The following is a 13,824-nucleotide window of genomic DNA, read 5'->3' as shown; positions in this document are numbered from 1 at the left end:
GCGGGTGTTGGGTTGCGCTTCGCTTAACCCAACCTACGGCGGCAAAGGCGACCTGAGCGGATCAGCCCTCGCGGGTGCTGACGCCGGCCTCGGCGAAGGTGGCCATGCCGGCGTGGCAGGCGCAGGCCGACTTGACGATGGTGATCGCCAGCGTGGCGCCGGAGCCCTCGCCCAGGCGCATGCCGAGGTCGAGCAGCGGCTCCTTGCCGATGATCTCCAGCAGGCGGGTGTGGCCCGGCTCGACCGAGCGGTGGGCGACCATGCAGTGGTCCAGCGCCCGGCGGTCGGCCTTGAACAGCACCGCCGCCGCCGCCGTGCAGGCGTAGCCGTCCAGCAGCACCGGCACGCGGGCCATGCGCGCCGCCAGGATGGCGCCGGCGATGGCCGCCAGCTCGTAGCCGCCGAAGCGGCGCAGCGCCTCGAACGGGTCGTCCTTGGCCTGCGGGTTGGCCTCCAGCCCGGCCTCGATGGCGGCGACCTTGCGGGCCAGCCCTTCGTCATCCACGCCGGTGCCGCGACCGACCCAGTCCTTGGCCTCGCCGCCGAACAGGGCGCAGCAGATCGCCGCCGCCGCCGTGGAGTTGGCGATGCCCATCTCGCCCAGCGCCAGCAGATGGACGCCCATCTCCACCGCCATCATGCCGTAGGCCATGGCGCGGCAGCAGTCGTCCTCGGCCATCGCCGGACCCTGGGTGAAGTCGGCGGTGGGGCTTTCCAGGTCCAGCTCGTAGACGCGCAGGTCGGCGTCGGCCACCTCGCAGAGCTGGTTCACGGCGGCGCCGCCGTTCTGGAAGTTGGCGACCATCTGCGCGGTCACCGACGCCGGGTAGGCCGAAACGCCGCGCGCGGCCACGCCGTGGTTCCCGGCGAAAACCGCGACGCGCGGGCGGCGCACCTCGGCCGGATGCTGGCCCTGCCACGTCGCCATCCACTGCGCGATCTCCTCCAGCCGGCCGAGCGAGCCCGCCGGCTTGGTGAGCTGCCGTTCGCGCTGCAGGGCGGCCGTGCCGGCGTCCAGGTCCGGCCCCGGAAGATTGCGGACGAGCGCGCGGATTTCCTCGAAGGTGAGGGCGGGCTGCGGGTTGCTCATGGCTGAATGTCCTGGCACTGGCGTCGGAAAAAGCGGCGCGACCTTGGACCAAACGCGGGCGCGTGTCAAAGAGCCAGTCATTCGGGAGCCAGTCAACCGGGACCCCGTCATTTGGGAACCTGTCATGCCGCGGTTGTCCATTGCGGGGCCGGGGAGCTTGGCTTACTCCGAAGCACCATGCTGGAAGCCTCCCCCACCCCGCCCCGCCCCCGCTGGACCGCCGATCTGGCGCTCGCCATCGTCTTCATGACGCGGCTGCCCCTGCGCCTGTCCGGTCCGCTGGCCGACGACGCGCACGCCCGCGCCATGGGCTGGTTCCCGCTGGTCGGCGCCGGGGTCGGGCTGTGGGGCGGGGCGGTCTACGCGCTGGCGGCGCTGGCCCACCTGCCGCCGCTGCCGGCGGCGCTGCTGGCGCTGGGCGCGCTGGTCTGGATCACCGGCGGCCTGCACGAGGACGGGGCGGCCGACGTCGCCGACGGCTTCGGCGGCGGACGCGACAAGGCCCGCAAGCTGGAGATCATGCGCGACAGCCGGGTCGGCAGCTACGGCGTGCTCGCCATCGTCTTTTCCGTCGCCGTCCGCGCCTCGGCCCTGGCGGCGCTGGCCGAGCCGAGGGCCGTGGCTGTGGCGCTCGTCGCGTCGGGTGCCCTGTCGCGCGGGGGGATGGCGGTGATCGCCCGATGGATGGACCCGGCCCGCGCCGACGGCCTCGCCGCCCGGCAGGGGCGCCCGGCCCCGGCGACGGTCGCTCTGTCGCTGGCCCTGGCGGTTAGCATCGCGCTCGTCGCCCTCGGGCATGCGGCACCCGTAGCGCTGTTTGCCGCGCTTGTGGCCGGCTGGACGGTGGCGGCGCAGGCGCGGCGGCAGATCGGCGGGCACACCGGCGACGTGTTCGGGGCGGCGCAGCAAGTGACGGAGGCCGCCGTCCTGCTCACGCTCGTGGCGGTGGCGTGATGATCGTCACCCGCTGGTGGCTGATCCGCCACGCCCCCGTCCCGAACCCGGACAAGCTGATCTACGGGCAGGATGACCCGTCCGCCGACACGTCCGATGCGGCGGCGCTGGCCGCGCTCGCCGACCATCTGCCCCGGCAGGCGGTGTGGGTGACCTCGCACCTGCGCCGCACGCGCCAGACGGCGGCAGCCTTGCGCCTGCCCGGCAGCGACATGGCGCTGCTGGAGCGCGACCTCGCCGAGCAGCATTTCGGCCGGTGGGAGGGCCTGTCGCACGACGCGGTGGCGGAGCTGTACCCCGAGGAGGCCCGCCGCTTCTGGACCGCCCCGGCCACCGAGGCCCCGCCCGGCGGGGAGAGCTTCGCCTCCGTCATGGCCCGCGTGGCCGGGGCGGTGGAGCGCCTGACCGCCGCGCAGGCCGGGCGGGACATCGTGGCGGTGATCCACGGCGGCTCCATCCGCGCCGCGCTGGCCCTGGCGCTCGACCTCACGCCGGAGGCCGCGTTGCGCCTGTCGGTCGCCCCGCTGTCCCTGTCCCGCATCGACCGTTACGGCGACGAGTCCTGGTCGGTCGGAGCCCTCAACGCGCTCGGAACTTTTTGCAGCGCAACCCGTTGACCGGACTCCGTTGGGCTACTACCGAACGAGGGGCAGACCATGGCAAGAAGTGCTAATGATCGCGAGTCCGCCGAGAAGCTTTGGGATATGATCAAAGGCGTCCGCATCGCCATGATGACGACGCTGGACGACAACGGTTACCTGCGCTCCCGCCCGATGGCGACGATGCCGCACGCGGGATTCGACGACGGCACCCTGTGGTTCTTCACCAGGGCCGATTCGCCCAAGGTGCACGAACTGAAGCAGCACTGGCGCGTCAACCTCTCCTACGCTGATCCGAGCGATGAGAACTACGTCTCCGTGTCGGGCGTGGCGGAGCTGGTGCGCGACAAGGACAAGATCCGCTTCCTGTGGCGGGACATCCTGTCCACCTGGTTCCCGCAGGGTCCGGACGACCCGGAGGTGGCCTTGCTGAAGATCACCGTCGATCAGGCCGAATATTGGGACAGCCCGTCCAGCGCCATGGTCTATGCGTATGGGTATGTGAAGGCGAAGATCACCGGGGAGCCGCCGAATCCGGGCGAGAATGTGAAGATCGCGTTTCAGTGAGCGTCTTGCCCCCTCCCTAACCCTCCCCCGCTGCGCGGGAGAGGGGACTGCCGCCGCATTGCAAATCACCCCTCTCCCGCGCAGCGGGGGAGGGAGGGACCCACGGCGAAGCCGTGGGAGGGAGGGGGCATCCGCCCCCCTACACCCTCCGAAACGCCAGCGCCGCGTTCAGCCCACCAAACGCAAACGAGTTGGACAGCGCCGCCTCCACCCGCGCATCGCGAGCGGCTCCCGGCACCACGTCCAGCGCGCAGTCGGGATCGGGCGTTACCACCCCCACGGTCGGCGGGACCGCCTGCCGTTTCAGTGCCAGCAGCGTCGCCGCCGCTTCCACCGCCCCCGCCGCACCCAGCGAGTGCCCGACCATCGACTTGGTCGAGGACACCGGGAGGCGCCGCGCGTGGTCGCCGAACACCGCGTGGATGGCCTGCGCTTCCGTCGCGTCGTTGGCTGTCGTACCGGTGCCGTGGGCGTTCACGTAATCCACCGCGGCGCCCGACAGGCCGGCGTCCGCCAGCGCGGCGCGCATGGCCCGGGCCGCCCCGTGGGTGTCCGGCGCGGTGATGTCCTTGGCGTCGGCCGACATGCCGAAGCCGGCGATCTCGCCCAGGATGGTTGCCCCGCGCGCCGTGGCGTTTTCCAGCGTCTCCAGCACCAGCACGGCCGCGCCCTCCCCCAGCACCATGCCGTTGCGGGTGGCGCAGAAGGGGCGGCAGCCGTCGGGACTGGTGATGCGCATGGCCTCCCACCCCTTCAGCGCGCCGAAGCTCAGGCTGGCCTCCGCCCCGCCGGTGACGGCGGCGTCGGCCATCCCGCCGCGCACCATCTGGAAGGCGAGGCCGATGGCGTGGGCGGCCGACGCGCAGGCGCTCGCCGCCGTGAAGGAGGGGCCGGTCAGCCCGAACTCCATGGAGACCTGGGAGGTCGGGGCGCTGACCATCAGGCGCGGGATGGTGAAGGGGTGCAGCCGCTGCGCGCCCTCCGCGTAGAGGCGGTGGAAGCCGTCGTCCAGCGTGCCGATGCCGCCGACCCCGGTGCCGAGGATGGTCGCGGTGCGCTCGGCCAGGGGGCCGTCGAAGCTCAGGCCGGAGGACTCCACCGCCTGCCGGGCGGCGACCAGGGCGAACTGGCTGACACGGTCGAGCAGGCCGATCCGCCGCGCGTCGAAATGCGCCGCCGGGTCGAAGCCGCGCACCTCCGCGGCGATGCGGACCGACAGGCCATCGGTGCGCACGAGGCTGAGGGGGCCTATGCCACAGCGGCCGGCGAACAGCGCCTCCTCGAACGCTGCCACGCCCACGCCGATGGGCGACACGACCCCGAGGCCGGTGACGACGACGCGCCGCACAGGCAAAGCTCAGGCCGCCGGCTTGGCGACGACGGCCTCCACGGCCCGCACCACGTCGCCGACGGTTTCGAACTCCTTGCGGGCGTCGTTGGCGTTGAAGGGGATCTCGATTCCGAACCGTTCTTCCAGGGCGAAAACGATCTCGATCACGTCGAGCGAGGCGATCTCCAGGTCCGCCAGCCGGGCGTCGGGCGCGAGACGGTCGCGCTCCACCCGGCCCTTTTCCGCGACAATCGCCAGAACGTCGTTCTTAAGATCGGCCATCCGTGCTCTCCGGCGGGGTTCCGCCAGAGACGTTAGCGCGGTCATCGAGCGCCCGGACCCGGTTCTTCAGGTCTGCCACGTCCGCGAACAGGCGCTTCAGACGGGCTAGCCCCTTGTACTGGTCGAAGGCACGGTCGCGCGGCACCGCCGGGTAGCCCATGTAGACGGCCTTCGGCGGGATGTCGGTGCCGACGCCGGAGTTGGCGGCCACCACCGCGTCGCTGCCGATCTTCACATGGTCGGCCACGCCGACCTTGCCGGCCAGCACCACGCGGTCGCCGATCTCCGTGCTGCCGGCGATGCCGACATGGCCGCACAGCATGCAGTTGGTGCCGATCTGCACGTTGTGGCCGATCTGCACGAGGTTGTCGATCTTGGTGCCGGAGCCGATGCGGGTCGCGGTGACCGTGCCGCGGTCGATGGTGGCGTTGGCGCCGACCTCCACGTCGTCGCCCAGCACCACCGTGCCGATGGAGTTCACGCGGCGGATCAGCACGTTGGTGCCGACGACGCGGCCCGTGGACTTGGCCGACTCCACGCTGCCCGGCTCCGGCGTGACGAAGCTGAAGCCGTCGTTGCCGACCGCGGCGTTGGGGTGGATGATGCAGCGCTCGCCCATCACCACGCGCTCCCCGATGCGGGCACCGGGGTGGATCAGGCTGTCCTTGCCGATCACCGCCTCCGCGCCGACCGTGGCGTGCGGCATGACGATGACACCGTCGCCCAGCACCGCCTTCGGCCCGACATAGGCGAAGGGACCGACCGACACGCCCTCGCCCAAGGCGGCGTCCGGCGCCACGAAGGCGGCGGGGTGGACGCCGGGCTCCGCATGGACCGGCTTCTCGAAGATGTCCAGCAGCCCGGCCATGGCGTAGCGCGGGCGCTTCACGACGATCCAGCCCTGGAGGTTGGCGGGCACCTCCGCCCCTTCCGCCAGCACGGCGGCGCGGACCGGGCTGTTCGCCAGAACCTCCGTCAGGCCCTTTTCCATGGCGAGCGCCAGATCGTCCGGCCCCTCGGCCTCCGCCGGGTGGACGGCGCGGGCGATCCGGATGGACCCGTCGCCCTCCAGCTGGGCGTTCAGGGCGGCGGCGATCTCGGCGAGGGACACGGGCTTCATGGCGGCGCTCGGACTCTGGGTCGAAAGAGGCCGGGACGCTACCACGGATGGCGGAGGGAGGCGAGCGGCCTTCCGCTCAGCCCTCCCCCGCCGATTCAGCGGCTTTACTCGCCGGTCTGCAGCAGCGCGCCGCGCACCCGCGCCTGCCGGAAGGAATAGAGGAACACCGCGGAGCACAGCGCCATGTAGACGGCGTTCAGCCCCACCGCCCAGGCCAGATGGTCCCAGCGCATCGCCCCACCGAACAGCACGGCGCGCATGCCTTCGAAGACGTGGGCGGACGGCAGGGACAGCGCCACCCATTGCAGCCAGTCCGGCAGCACGCTGACCGGGTAGTAGACGGCGCTGATCGGCGCCAGCATGAAGACGACGATCCAGGCCAGCCCCTCCGCCCCCATGCCGTAGCGCAGGATCAAGGCCACGATCAGCAGCCCCAGCGACCAGCCCAGCACGATCAGGTTGGCGAAGAAGGCAGCCAGCGGCAGCCCCAGGCTGAATACCGAATAGCCGAAGAAGGGGATCGCCAGCAGCGCCGCCGGCACCACGCCGATGATGGTGCGGATCAGGCTCATGCCGAACAGCGCCACCACCCACTCGCTGGGCCGCAAGGGGCTGACGAACAGGTGCCCGAGGTTGCGCGACCACATCTCCTCCAGAAAGGACACCGACACGCCGAGCTGCCCGCGGAACAGCACGTCCCACAGCAGCACGGCGCTGACCAGCACGCCCGCCCCCTGCGCCACCCAGGCGCTGGAGGAGGCCATGAACTGGTTGATGTAGCCCCACAGGATCATCTGCATGGTCGGCCAATAGGCCAGCTCCAGGAACCGCGGCCACGACCCGCGCAGCAGGTACCAGTAGCGCAGCACCATGGCCCCCACGCGGCGGGTGGAGAAGGTGGGGGCTATGGGAGGATTGGCGGAAAGGGTCATGGGATTGCGCACTTCATGTCTTCAACGTTTCCGTCATCCCCGCGAAGGCGGGGATCCAGGACCACTTGGAAGCTCGCCGGGAAGCCCTGGATCCCCGCCTTCGCGGGGATGACGACGAGAGGGAATCGCGTGGGCCTCAAGGGCAGCCGCCGGCAGGACATTCCCGGTCCATTCATCGGTGTCCGCAACCTCTTCAATCCAGAGAAGGATTTCTCTTTCCAGCGGATCGCCAGCCAGCGCCCGCGATTGCCGCCGCAGTTCTTCAGCATCGTCATCACTCCGCGGCATCGGCGCGCTCCCGGTCGATCGCTTCACCCTCCGTCCGCGCCCGCGCGATGTCCAGGAACACCTCCTCCAGCGTGTCGCGGCCGTAGCGGGCGAGCAGGGCGGAGGGGGCGCCACGGTCCACGATACGGCCCTGGCGCATCATCAGCACGTCGTCGCACAGCCGCTCCACCTCCAGCATGTTGTGGGAGGCGAGCAGGATGGTGGCGCCCGATTCGTAGCGGTAACGCTCCAGATAGGTGCGGATCCAGTCCGCCGTATCGGGGTCGAGAGAGGCCGTGGGCTCGTCCAGCAGCAGCACCTCCGGCCGGTTGAGCAGCGCCTTGGCCAGTGCCACGCGCGTCTTCTGCCCGGCCGACAGCCCGCCGGACGGGCGGTTCAGGAAGCGGGTCAGGTCCAGATGCTCGGCCAGCTCCTCGACCCGGCGCTTCACGCCGTCGAGGCCGTAGAGATGCCCGTAGACGGTCAGGTTCTCGCGCACGGTCAGCCGGTGCGGCAGCTCCACATAGGGGGAGGAGAAGTTCATGCGCGGCAGAACGGCGTGGCGGTGGCGCACCATGTCCACCCCCAGCACCTCCACCGTGCCGGCCGTGGGCAGCAGCAGCCCCAGCAGCATGGAGATGGTCGTCGTCTTGCCCGCCCCGTTGCCGCCCAGCAGGCCGGTGACCGAGCCCCTGGCGACGGTGAAGGAGATGGCGTCCACGGCGGTGACCTCGCCGGAGCGGGCGGTTCCGAAACGCTTGGTCAGGCCCTCGGCCTTGATGGCATACTGAGTCATAGGGCGAGAATATGGCCGCTTGGCGCGCAATCGCCAGAGTGGCAAAACATCTCGTGGCAAAACACCCCGGGGCAAAACACCTGGGGGGCAGAACAGCCCGGCCGCAGCCTCGCGGCCCCGTCAGAATGACTGTGTGCCAGAAAGACCGTGCCCATGACCGCCGCGACCACCGACCACCCCGCCCCCCGCCAACGGCATCGCCACGCCACCGGGCTGGGGCCGGCGCAGTGGACCAACCTGGACGGGCGCGTCACGCTGCGCACGCTGATCCTGATCCGCTGGATCGCCGTGGTCGGGCAGTCGGCCACGGTGGCGATGGTGCAGTTCATCCTGGCCTTTCCGCTGCCGCTGGGGCCGGTGCTGGCGGCGATCGGGGCGTCGGTGCTGCTGAACATGGTGGCGATGGCCCAGCGCGGCGGCCGGCTGCGGCTGGCCGACCGGGACGCCGCGCTCTACCTCGGCTACGACATGCTGCAGCTGACGCTGCTGCTGTACCTGACCGGCGGCCTCGCCAACCCCTTCGCCATCCTGCTGCTGGCCCCGATGACGGTGGCCGCCGCCATCCTGTCGCGCTACAGCGTGGTGCTGCTGACAGGGCTGAACCTGCTGTGCCTGACCGTGCTGGCGATGTGGCACTTCCCCCTGCCCTGGCCGGAGCCGATGCCGGCCGTCGCCCCGCTCTACGCTTTCGGCATCTGGCTGTCGCTGTCGGTGTCGGCCAGCTTCATCAGCGGCTACGTCTTCCGCGTGGCGGAGGAGGCGCGGCGCTTCGCCAACGCGCTGTCGGCCACGCAGGTGGCCTTGGCGCGGGAGCAGCGGCTGTCGTCGCTGGGTGCCTTGGCCGCCGCCGCCGCGCACGAGCTGGGCTCCCCGCTCGGCACCATCGCGGTGGTCGCCAAGGAGCTGTCGCGGGACCTGCCGGCCGACAGCCCCTATGGCGAGGACGTGGCGCTGCTGCAAAGCCAGGTGATGCGCTGCCGGGAGATCCTCGCCGATCTCGCCCGCAAGCCGGAGGCCGACGGCGGCGATCCGTTCGAACGGCTGCCCCTGACCGCCCTGATCGAGGCCGCCGGCACCCCGCACCGGCTGGGCCACATCCAGTTCGCGGTGGAGCGCGCCGCCGCCACGGGCGATATGGCTGGCGACACGGAGGAACCGATCTTCCGCCGCAGCCCGGAGATCATCCACGGGCTCGGCAACTTCATCCAGAACGCGCACCAGTTCGCCAACCGCCGCGTGACGGTCCAGGCCGCCTGGGACGCGCGCACGGTGTCGGTGACGGTGATGGACGACGGCCCCGGATTCCCGGCCCATCTGCTGGGCCGCATCGGCGAGCCCTACCTGTCCGCGCGCAGCGAACGGTCCGGGCACATGGGGCTCGGAATCTTTATAGCACAAACGTTGTTAGAGAAAACCGGCGCCATAGTTGCTTTTAGTAATAACCGTAGCGGCGGGGCGCGAGTTGTCGTACGTTGGGACCGTGGTGTCTTAGAACCAGAGGACTAGTGGTGGATAGCGCTATGACCACGGACGAGAGTCCAACGGGCGAACCCGCCAAGCTGACGTTCACGGGTGACGTTACCCGCAGCCTCCTCATCGTCGACGACGACGCGCCCTTCCGCATCCGCCTTGCGCGCGCCATGGAAAAGCGCGGTTTCAACGTCGTTGCCGTGGACAGCGTGCAGCTTGGGATCGAGGTCGCGCAGGAATCGGCCCCGGCCTACGCGGTGGTGGATCTGCGGCTCGCCGACGGCAGCGGCCTGGACGTGGTCAAGACACTGCGCGACGCCCGCCCCGACGCCCGCATCGTGATGCTGACCGGCTACGGCAACATCGCCACGGCGGTGGCCGCGGTGAAGGCCGGCGCCGTGGACTACCTGCCCAAGCCCGCCGACGCGGACGCCGTGGAATCCGCCCTTCTGGCCGATGGCCGCCCCCTGCCCACCCCGCCGGAAAACCCCATGTCCGCCGACCGCGTCCGGTGGGAGCACATCCAGCGCGTCTTCGAGCAGTGCGACCGCAACGTCTCCGAGACCGCGCGCCGCCTGAAGATGCACCGCCGCACTTTGCAACGCATCTTGAACAAGCACGCCCCGCGGGGGTGAGCGCTTCGTTCGTCTACGAACAAAAAGCCCCTGGCCTTGCGGACAGGGGCTTTTTGTTTGCGAGGTTCGTTGGGTTTCGCTTCGCTCAACCCAACCTACGAAAGGACTCTGTGGCCCCGTAGGTTGGGTTGAGCGGAGCGAAACCCAACACTCCAATTTTACCGCTTCATCGCGCAGGTCTTGACGCCCAGCAGCGTGTAGGCGGGGCAGAAACCGATCACCGCGGTCAGCAGCGGGATCAGGCCGACCCAGCCCCAGGGGGTCTGCGGGCCGACGAAGACGAGGGAGATCAGGACAAGGCCGACGATGGCGCGCAGCGCGCGGTCGATGGCGCCGACGTTGATGGGCATGGCAACACCTCTGAAACCGGGTTGGCGGGGCCGATTGGCCGGGGCTATGCCGCCGATTGAAGCCCGATCCCTGCCCGGCGTCTGTGACTCCGTCACACGGCCTCGCGGTCCTCCAGCGCCAGCAGGGCGGCGGGGTCGCGGACGGCGACGCGGCCGCGCGACAGCTCGACAAGGCCGCGCCGCTCGAACTCCTTCAACTGGCGGCTGACCACCTCGCGCGCGGTGCCGAGTTCGACGGCCAGCGCCTGGTGCGTGGTGTCCAGCCCGCCCTGCCCGTCGCGGTGGTCCACCAGGAAGCGGGCGAGACGCAGGTCGATGCGGCCGAAGGCCACCTCCTCCACCAGCATCATCATGCCGAGCAGACGGTTGCCGAAGGAGGCGAAGACGAAGTCGCGGAACACGGCGCTGCGGGCCAGAAGATCGTGGAAGGCGGATGCCCCCAGGGCCACCGCCTCCAGGTCGGTTTCCGCCACGCCCTCCGCGTTGTAGTCGGCGCGCGTCATCAGGCAGGCGGTGGTGAGGATGCAGGTCTCCCCGCGCGCCACGCGGTAGAGCACGATCTCCCGCCCCGTCTCCGACGTCATCTGGACGCGGACCGTTCCGTCCAGCAACATCAGGAAATTGCGGCACAGGTCGCCGATGCGGAACAGGACGGTGCCGCGCGGCATCGCCACCCGCGCCCCGGCGGAGCGCAGAAGGGCGAGCGCGTCCGGCTCCAGCCCCGCGAGCGCCGGGAAGGCGCCCAGCCAATCCTCCTGTACCGCCCCTACCGCCGACATGGGTCGCTCCCCCGGGGCCACTCCCCCGGCAAATTGCCAGATTTAAAACCACCAGATTCCAATGGCCATTATCGGTCAAGGGACGTGCCGGGTCCAACTTATCCGAAGGGACCGACCCGCACAGCTTACCCATTGCGCGCGTCTTCCTCGCCGGATGCTCTCGGCGCATCGTGAAACGGAGGGACGACGGCGGCGTTCTAGGCACCGGAACGCCCCGAACGGGGCGCGGTTCGGCACGCGAGGAGGACCCGCATTGGCCACCCAGGAAGTTCACGACCAATCCCCGCGGCGGCAGACGGGCCCGATCTCCTTCGACCTGTCCGCCGCCGCCGCCAGCGCGGTTCGCCGCACGACCGGCATGCTGCTGCGGCACAAGCTCCTGATCGGCACCGTGATCGTGTTGGGCACCGGGCTCGCGGCCTTGGTTGCGTTGCGCATGACGCCGCTCTACACCGCCGAGACGCTGATCATGGTGGAGCATCGCCGTGCCCAGGTGATGAAGTACCAGGAGTTGGTCTCCAGCCTGTCCACCGAGCTGGGCGCCCTGCAGAGCGAGGTGGCGATCCTGAAGTCGCCGGCCTTCGCGGAGAAGGTCGTCGACAAGCTCAACCTGATGAACGACCCGGAATTCAACCTGGCGCTCCGCCCGCCGCGCACCGACTGGCTGGCCTATCTCTACCCGAAGAACTGGGTGCCGGAATCCTGGTGGAACACGGCGCGCGGCGACCGCGCCGAGATCCAGCTGAGCCCCGAGGAAAAGCTCGCCAACGAGAAGACCTCGGTCGTCAACACCTTCATCGACAATCTGGCGGTCCGGCCGCAGGGCCGCTCCTACGTGATCGCGGTGAATTTCGACAGCGAGGACCCGCGCAAGGCGTCCCTGATCGCCAACACCATCGCGGAGCTGTATCTGGTCGATCAGCTGGACGAGAAGTTCAAGGCCGCCAAGCGCGCCACCGCCTGGCTGGACGAGCGCATCGCCGAGCTGCGGCGCGAGGCCAAGACCACCGGCGAGGCGGCGGAGAAGTACCGTGCCGAAAGCGGCCTGACCTCCGCCAACGGTGAGACCACCGTGCTGGCGCAGCAGCTGGCCGAGCTGAACACCAACTACGTCCTGGCCCGCACCAAGCGGCAGGAGGCGGAGAACAAGTACCGCGAGGTGTCCAATCTGGCGGCCAGCCCGCGTGGCGTGTCGGCCATCGGCGATGTGCTGGGCTCCCCCCTGATCCAGGCGCTGCGCCAGCAGGAGGTGGAGCTTCAGCGCAAGATCGCCGACGCCTCCAACAAGTACGGCGCCAAGCATCCGGCGCTGACCGCCCTGCAAAGCGAGCTGCGCGACCTGCAAGGCCAGATCAAGGCCGACGTCGGCCGCATCGTCCAGAACCTCGCCAACGACGTGGAGCTGGAGCGCGGGCGCGAGGCGTCCCTGAAGGCCAACCTCGACCAGCTCCAGACGCAGCGCAACCAGCAGCAGCAGTCCAACGTGACCCTGCGCACGCTGGAGCGCGACGCCGAGACCTCGCAGACCATGTACGAGGCGATGCTGACCCGCTTCCAGGAGATCGCGGGCCAGACCGACATCCAGCAGCCCGATGCCCGCATCGTGTCGGAGGCGGCGATCCCCCTGAACCCGTCGCAGCCCAACAAGAAGATGATCGTGCTGCTGGCGCTGGTCGCCTCGGCCACGCTGGGCGTCCTGCTGGCCCTGCTGCGCGAACAGGCGGAAAAGGGCTTCCGCAGCCCGCACCAGTTCGAGACGGCGACGGGCATCCGCTCGCTCGGCATCGTGCCGGCCATCAGCCGGCGGCGGCGCCTCTCCACCTCGCCGGCGACCTACGCCATCGACAAGCCGATGTCGGCCTTCGCGGAGGCCATGCAGAACCTGCGCACCACCCTGCTGCTGGCGAACCCCGACGGGCACCAGCGGGTGATCCTGTTCGGCTCCTCCGTGCCGGGGGAGGGCAAAAGCTCCATCGCCGCGGCCTTTGCGCGGATCTGCGCCAACTCCGGCCAGAAGACGATCCTTCTGGACTGCGACATGCGCCGCAAGGGCCTGCACGAGATGCTGGGCATGAACAACCAGCGCGGCCTGCACGAGGTGCTGTCCGGCGAATGCGCCCCGTCGGAGGTGATCCAGACCGACCCGCGCACCGGGCTGCACTTCATCGCCTCCGGCCGGGGCTCCGCCCTGCCGCAGGACATGCTGGGGTCCAGCCGCATGCACCAGCTGATCTCCCGGCTGGCGCTGGAGTACGACCGGGTGATCCTGGACAGCCCGCCGGTGCTGGCCGTGTCGGAAGGCAAGCTGCTGGCGGCGCTGGCCGACCAGACGGTCTTCATCGTGCACTGGGGCAAGACCAAGCGGGAGACCGCCATGGCCGGCCTGAAGGAGATCATAGAGGCGGGCGGCGAGGTCGTCGGCGTCCTGTTCTCCCAGGTCGATATCCGCCGCCACGCCCAGTACGAGTTCCCCGACAGCGGCCGCTACCACGGCTACCGCCGGTACTACGCGAACTGACAAATCGGTCAATCCCCTCTCCCCTCCGGGGCTCGGAGCCGCCCGCGAAGCGGGATGAGCGCCGAAGGCGATCATAGGCGGAGAGTGGTCGCGAGACTTGCGAGCGACCGGGTTAGGGTGAGGGGGGCCGGCCGA

General features: G+C 70.0%; 15 protein-coding genes. 6 read left to right on the top strand and 9 right to left on the bottom strand.

From position 1 onward, the window contains the following. Positions 1-61 precede the first annotated feature (61 nt). On the bottom strand, positions 62-1,090 hold the full coding sequence (gene cobT, locus ACSVC7_RS02735; protein ID WP_448202704.1) for a nicotinate-nucleotide--dimethylbenzimidazole phosphoribosyltransferase: 1,029 nt from the start codon (positions 1,088-1,090) through the stop codon (positions 62-64). Between the two features lie 177 nt (positions 1,091-1,267). Between cobT and cobS the strand changes: the two genes are divergently transcribed. From cobS to ACSVC7_RS02720, 3 genes are read left to right on the top strand one after another with little or no spacing between them, the layout of a single operon-like run. Further along, positions 1,268-2,044 carry an adenosylcobinamide-GDP ribazoletransferase gene (gene cobS, locus ACSVC7_RS02730; RefSeq protein ID WP_448202705.1) on the top strand — a complete coding sequence of 259 codons (777 nt, stop codon included), beginning with the start codon at positions 1,268-1,270 and terminating at the stop codon, positions 2,042-2,044. Continuing rightward, entirely contained in the window at positions 2,044-2,661 is a 618-nt protein-coding gene (locus tag ACSVC7_RS02725) for a histidine phosphatase family protein (RefSeq protein ID WP_448202706.1), read from the top strand. Before cobS ends, ACSVC7_RS02725 begins: the two co-directional genes overlap by 1 nt. A gap of 39 nt (positions 2,662-2,700) precedes the next feature. Then, a complete protein-coding gene (locus ACSVC7_RS02720) occupies positions 2,701-3,210 on the top strand; it encodes a pyridoxamine 5'-phosphate oxidase family protein (RefSeq protein ID WP_448202707.1) in 510 nt (169 codons plus the stop codon). A gap of 139 nt (positions 3,211-3,349) precedes the next feature. Here ACSVC7_RS02720 and ACSVC7_RS02715 read toward each other — a convergent pair whose 3' ends face one another. The 6 genes from ACSVC7_RS02715 to ACSVC7_RS02690 all read right to left on the bottom strand — a co-directional run bounded on the left by ACSVC7_RS02715 (position 3,350) and on the right by ACSVC7_RS02690 (position 7,937). After that, on the bottom strand, positions 3,350-4,558 hold the full coding sequence (locus tag ACSVC7_RS02715) for a beta-ketoacyl-[acyl-carrier-protein] synthase family protein (protein WP_448202708.1): 1,209 nt from the start codon (positions 4,556-4,558) through the stop codon (positions 3,350-3,352). Positions 4,559-4,567: 9 nt separating this feature from the next. Next, positions 4,568-4,822, bottom strand: a complete 255-nt coding sequence (locus ACSVC7_RS02710; RefSeq protein ID WP_448202709.1) for a phosphopantetheine-binding protein — start codon at positions 4,820-4,822, stop codon at positions 4,568-4,570. Beyond that, positions 4,809-5,942 carry a UDP-3-O-(3-hydroxymyristoyl)glucosamine N-acyltransferase gene (gene lpxD / locus ACSVC7_RS02705; protein WP_448202710.1) on the bottom strand — a complete coding sequence of 378 codons (1,134 nt, stop codon included), beginning with the start codon at positions 5,940-5,942 and terminating at the stop codon, positions 4,809-4,811. The genes ACSVC7_RS02710 and lpxD overlap by 14 nt, the downstream gene beginning before the upstream one ends. Before the next feature lie 104 nt (positions 5,943-6,046). Continuing rightward, positions 6,047-6,874 carry an ABC transporter permease gene (locus tag ACSVC7_RS02700; RefSeq protein ID WP_448202711.1) on the bottom strand — a complete coding sequence of 276 codons (828 nt, stop codon included), beginning with the start codon at positions 6,872-6,874 and terminating at the stop codon, positions 6,047-6,049. 33 nt (positions 6,875-6,907) lie between these two features. Further along, positions 6,908-7,162 (bottom strand): antitoxin MazE-like protein, encoded by a 255-nt coding sequence (locus ACSVC7_RS02695; protein WP_448202712.1) that lies wholly within the window; start codon positions 7,160-7,162, stop codon positions 6,908-6,910. Then, positions 7,149-7,937, bottom strand: coding sequence for an ABC transporter ATP-binding protein (locus ACSVC7_RS02690; protein ID WP_448202713.1), 789 nt, complete (start codon positions 7,935-7,937; stop codon positions 7,149-7,151). Before ACSVC7_RS02690 ends, ACSVC7_RS02695 begins: the two co-directional genes overlap by 14 nt. Positions 7,938-8,090: 153 nt before the next feature. On the opposite strand from ACSVC7_RS02690, the gene ACSVC7_RS02685 reads away from it, so the two are divergent. Beyond that, the gene (locus tag ACSVC7_RS02685; RefSeq protein ID WP_448202714.1) at positions 8,091-9,443 is read left to right on the top strand and encodes an ActS/PrrB/RegB family redox-sensitive histidine kinase; all 1,353 of its coding nucleotides are present in this window, start codon (positions 8,091-8,093) and stop codon (positions 9,441-9,443) included. A gap of 14 nt (positions 9,444-9,457) precedes the next feature. Further along, on the top strand, positions 9,458-10,042 hold the full coding sequence (locus tag ACSVC7_RS02680) for an ActR/PrrA/RegA family redox response regulator transcription factor (protein WP_448202715.1): 585 nt from the start codon (positions 9,458-9,460) through the stop codon (positions 10,040-10,042). Between the two features lie 158 nt (positions 10,043-10,200). Here ACSVC7_RS02680 and ACSVC7_RS02675 read toward each other — a convergent pair whose 3' ends face one another. Together ACSVC7_RS02675 and ACSVC7_RS02670 are read right to left on the bottom strand one after the other, a co-directional pair. Beyond that, positions 10,201-10,392 carry a YgaP family membrane protein gene (locus ACSVC7_RS02675; RefSeq protein ID WP_448202716.1) on the bottom strand — a complete coding sequence of 64 codons (192 nt, stop codon included), beginning with the start codon at positions 10,390-10,392 and terminating at the stop codon, positions 10,201-10,203. A gap of 92 nt (positions 10,393-10,484) precedes the next feature. Next, complete coding sequence (locus tag ACSVC7_RS02670; protein WP_448202717.1) at positions 10,485-11,171, bottom strand: Crp/Fnr family transcriptional regulator; 687 nt, start codon at positions 11,169-11,171, stop codon at positions 10,485-10,487. Positions 11,172-11,424: 253 nt separating this feature from the next. Between ACSVC7_RS02670 and ACSVC7_RS02665 the strand changes: the two genes are divergently transcribed. Further along, positions 11,425-13,689 (top strand): GNVR domain-containing protein, encoded by a 2,265-nt coding sequence (locus ACSVC7_RS02665; RefSeq protein WP_448202718.1) that lies wholly within the window; start codon positions 11,425-11,427, stop codon positions 13,687-13,689. The last annotated feature ends 135 nt before the right edge of the window (positions 13,690-13,824 follow it).

The sequence above is a fragment of the Azospirillum mesophilum genome (genome assembly GCF_053470405.2).
Note: the sequence above shows the minus strand (reverse complement) of the source record. Positions and strands in the feature narration are given on the sequence as shown.

Bases quoted from the DNA above. Each gene is read 5' to 3' on its own strand.
- lpxD (WP_448202710.1), bottom strand. From the start codon at position 5,942: ATGAAGCCCGTGTCCCTCGCCGAGATCGCCGCCGCCCTGAACGCCCAG.
- ACSVC7_RS02690 (WP_448202713.1), bottom strand. From the start codon at position 7,937: ATGACTCAGTATGCCATCAAGGCCGAGGGCCTGACCAAGCGTTTCGGA.
- ACSVC7_RS02700 (WP_448202711.1), bottom strand. From the start codon at position 6,874: ATGACCCTTTCCGCCAATCCTCCCATAGCCCCCACCTTCTCCACCCGC.
- ACSVC7_RS02670 (WP_448202717.1), bottom strand. From the start codon at position 11,171: ATGTCGGCGGTAGGGGCGGTACAGGAGGATTGGCTGGGCGCCTTCCCG.
- ACSVC7_RS02680 (WP_448202715.1), top strand. From the start codon at position 9,458: ATGACCACGGACGAGAGTCCAACGGGCGAACCCGCCAAGCTGACGTTC.
- ACSVC7_RS02710 (WP_448202709.1), bottom strand. From the start codon at position 4,822: ATGGCCGATCTTAAGAACGACGTTCTGGCGATTGTCGCGGAAAAGGGC.
- ACSVC7_RS02675 (WP_448202716.1), bottom strand. From the start codon at position 10,392: ATGCCCATCAACGTCGGCGCCATCGACCGCGCGCTGCGCGCCATCGTC.
- cobT (WP_448202704.1), bottom strand. From the start codon at position 1,090: ATGAGCAACCCGCAGCCCGCCCTCACCTTCGAGGAAATCCGCGCGCTC.
- ACSVC7_RS02725 (WP_448202706.1), top strand. From the start codon at position 2,044: ATGATCGTCACCCGCTGGTGGCTGATCCGCCACGCCCCCGTCCCGAAC.
- cobS (WP_448202705.1), top strand. From the start codon at position 1,268: ATGCTGGAAGCCTCCCCCACCCCGCCCCGCCCCCGCTGGACCGCCGAT.
- ACSVC7_RS02685 (WP_448202714.1), top strand. From the start codon at position 8,091: ATGACCGCCGCGACCACCGACCACCCCGCCCCCCGCCAACGGCATCGC.
- ACSVC7_RS02695 (WP_448202712.1), bottom strand. From the start codon at position 7,162: ATGCCGCGGAGTGATGACGATGCTGAAGAACTGCGGCGGCAATCGCGG.
- ACSVC7_RS02720 (WP_448202707.1), top strand. From the start codon at position 2,701: ATGGCAAGAAGTGCTAATGATCGCGAGTCCGCCGAGAAGCTTTGGGAT.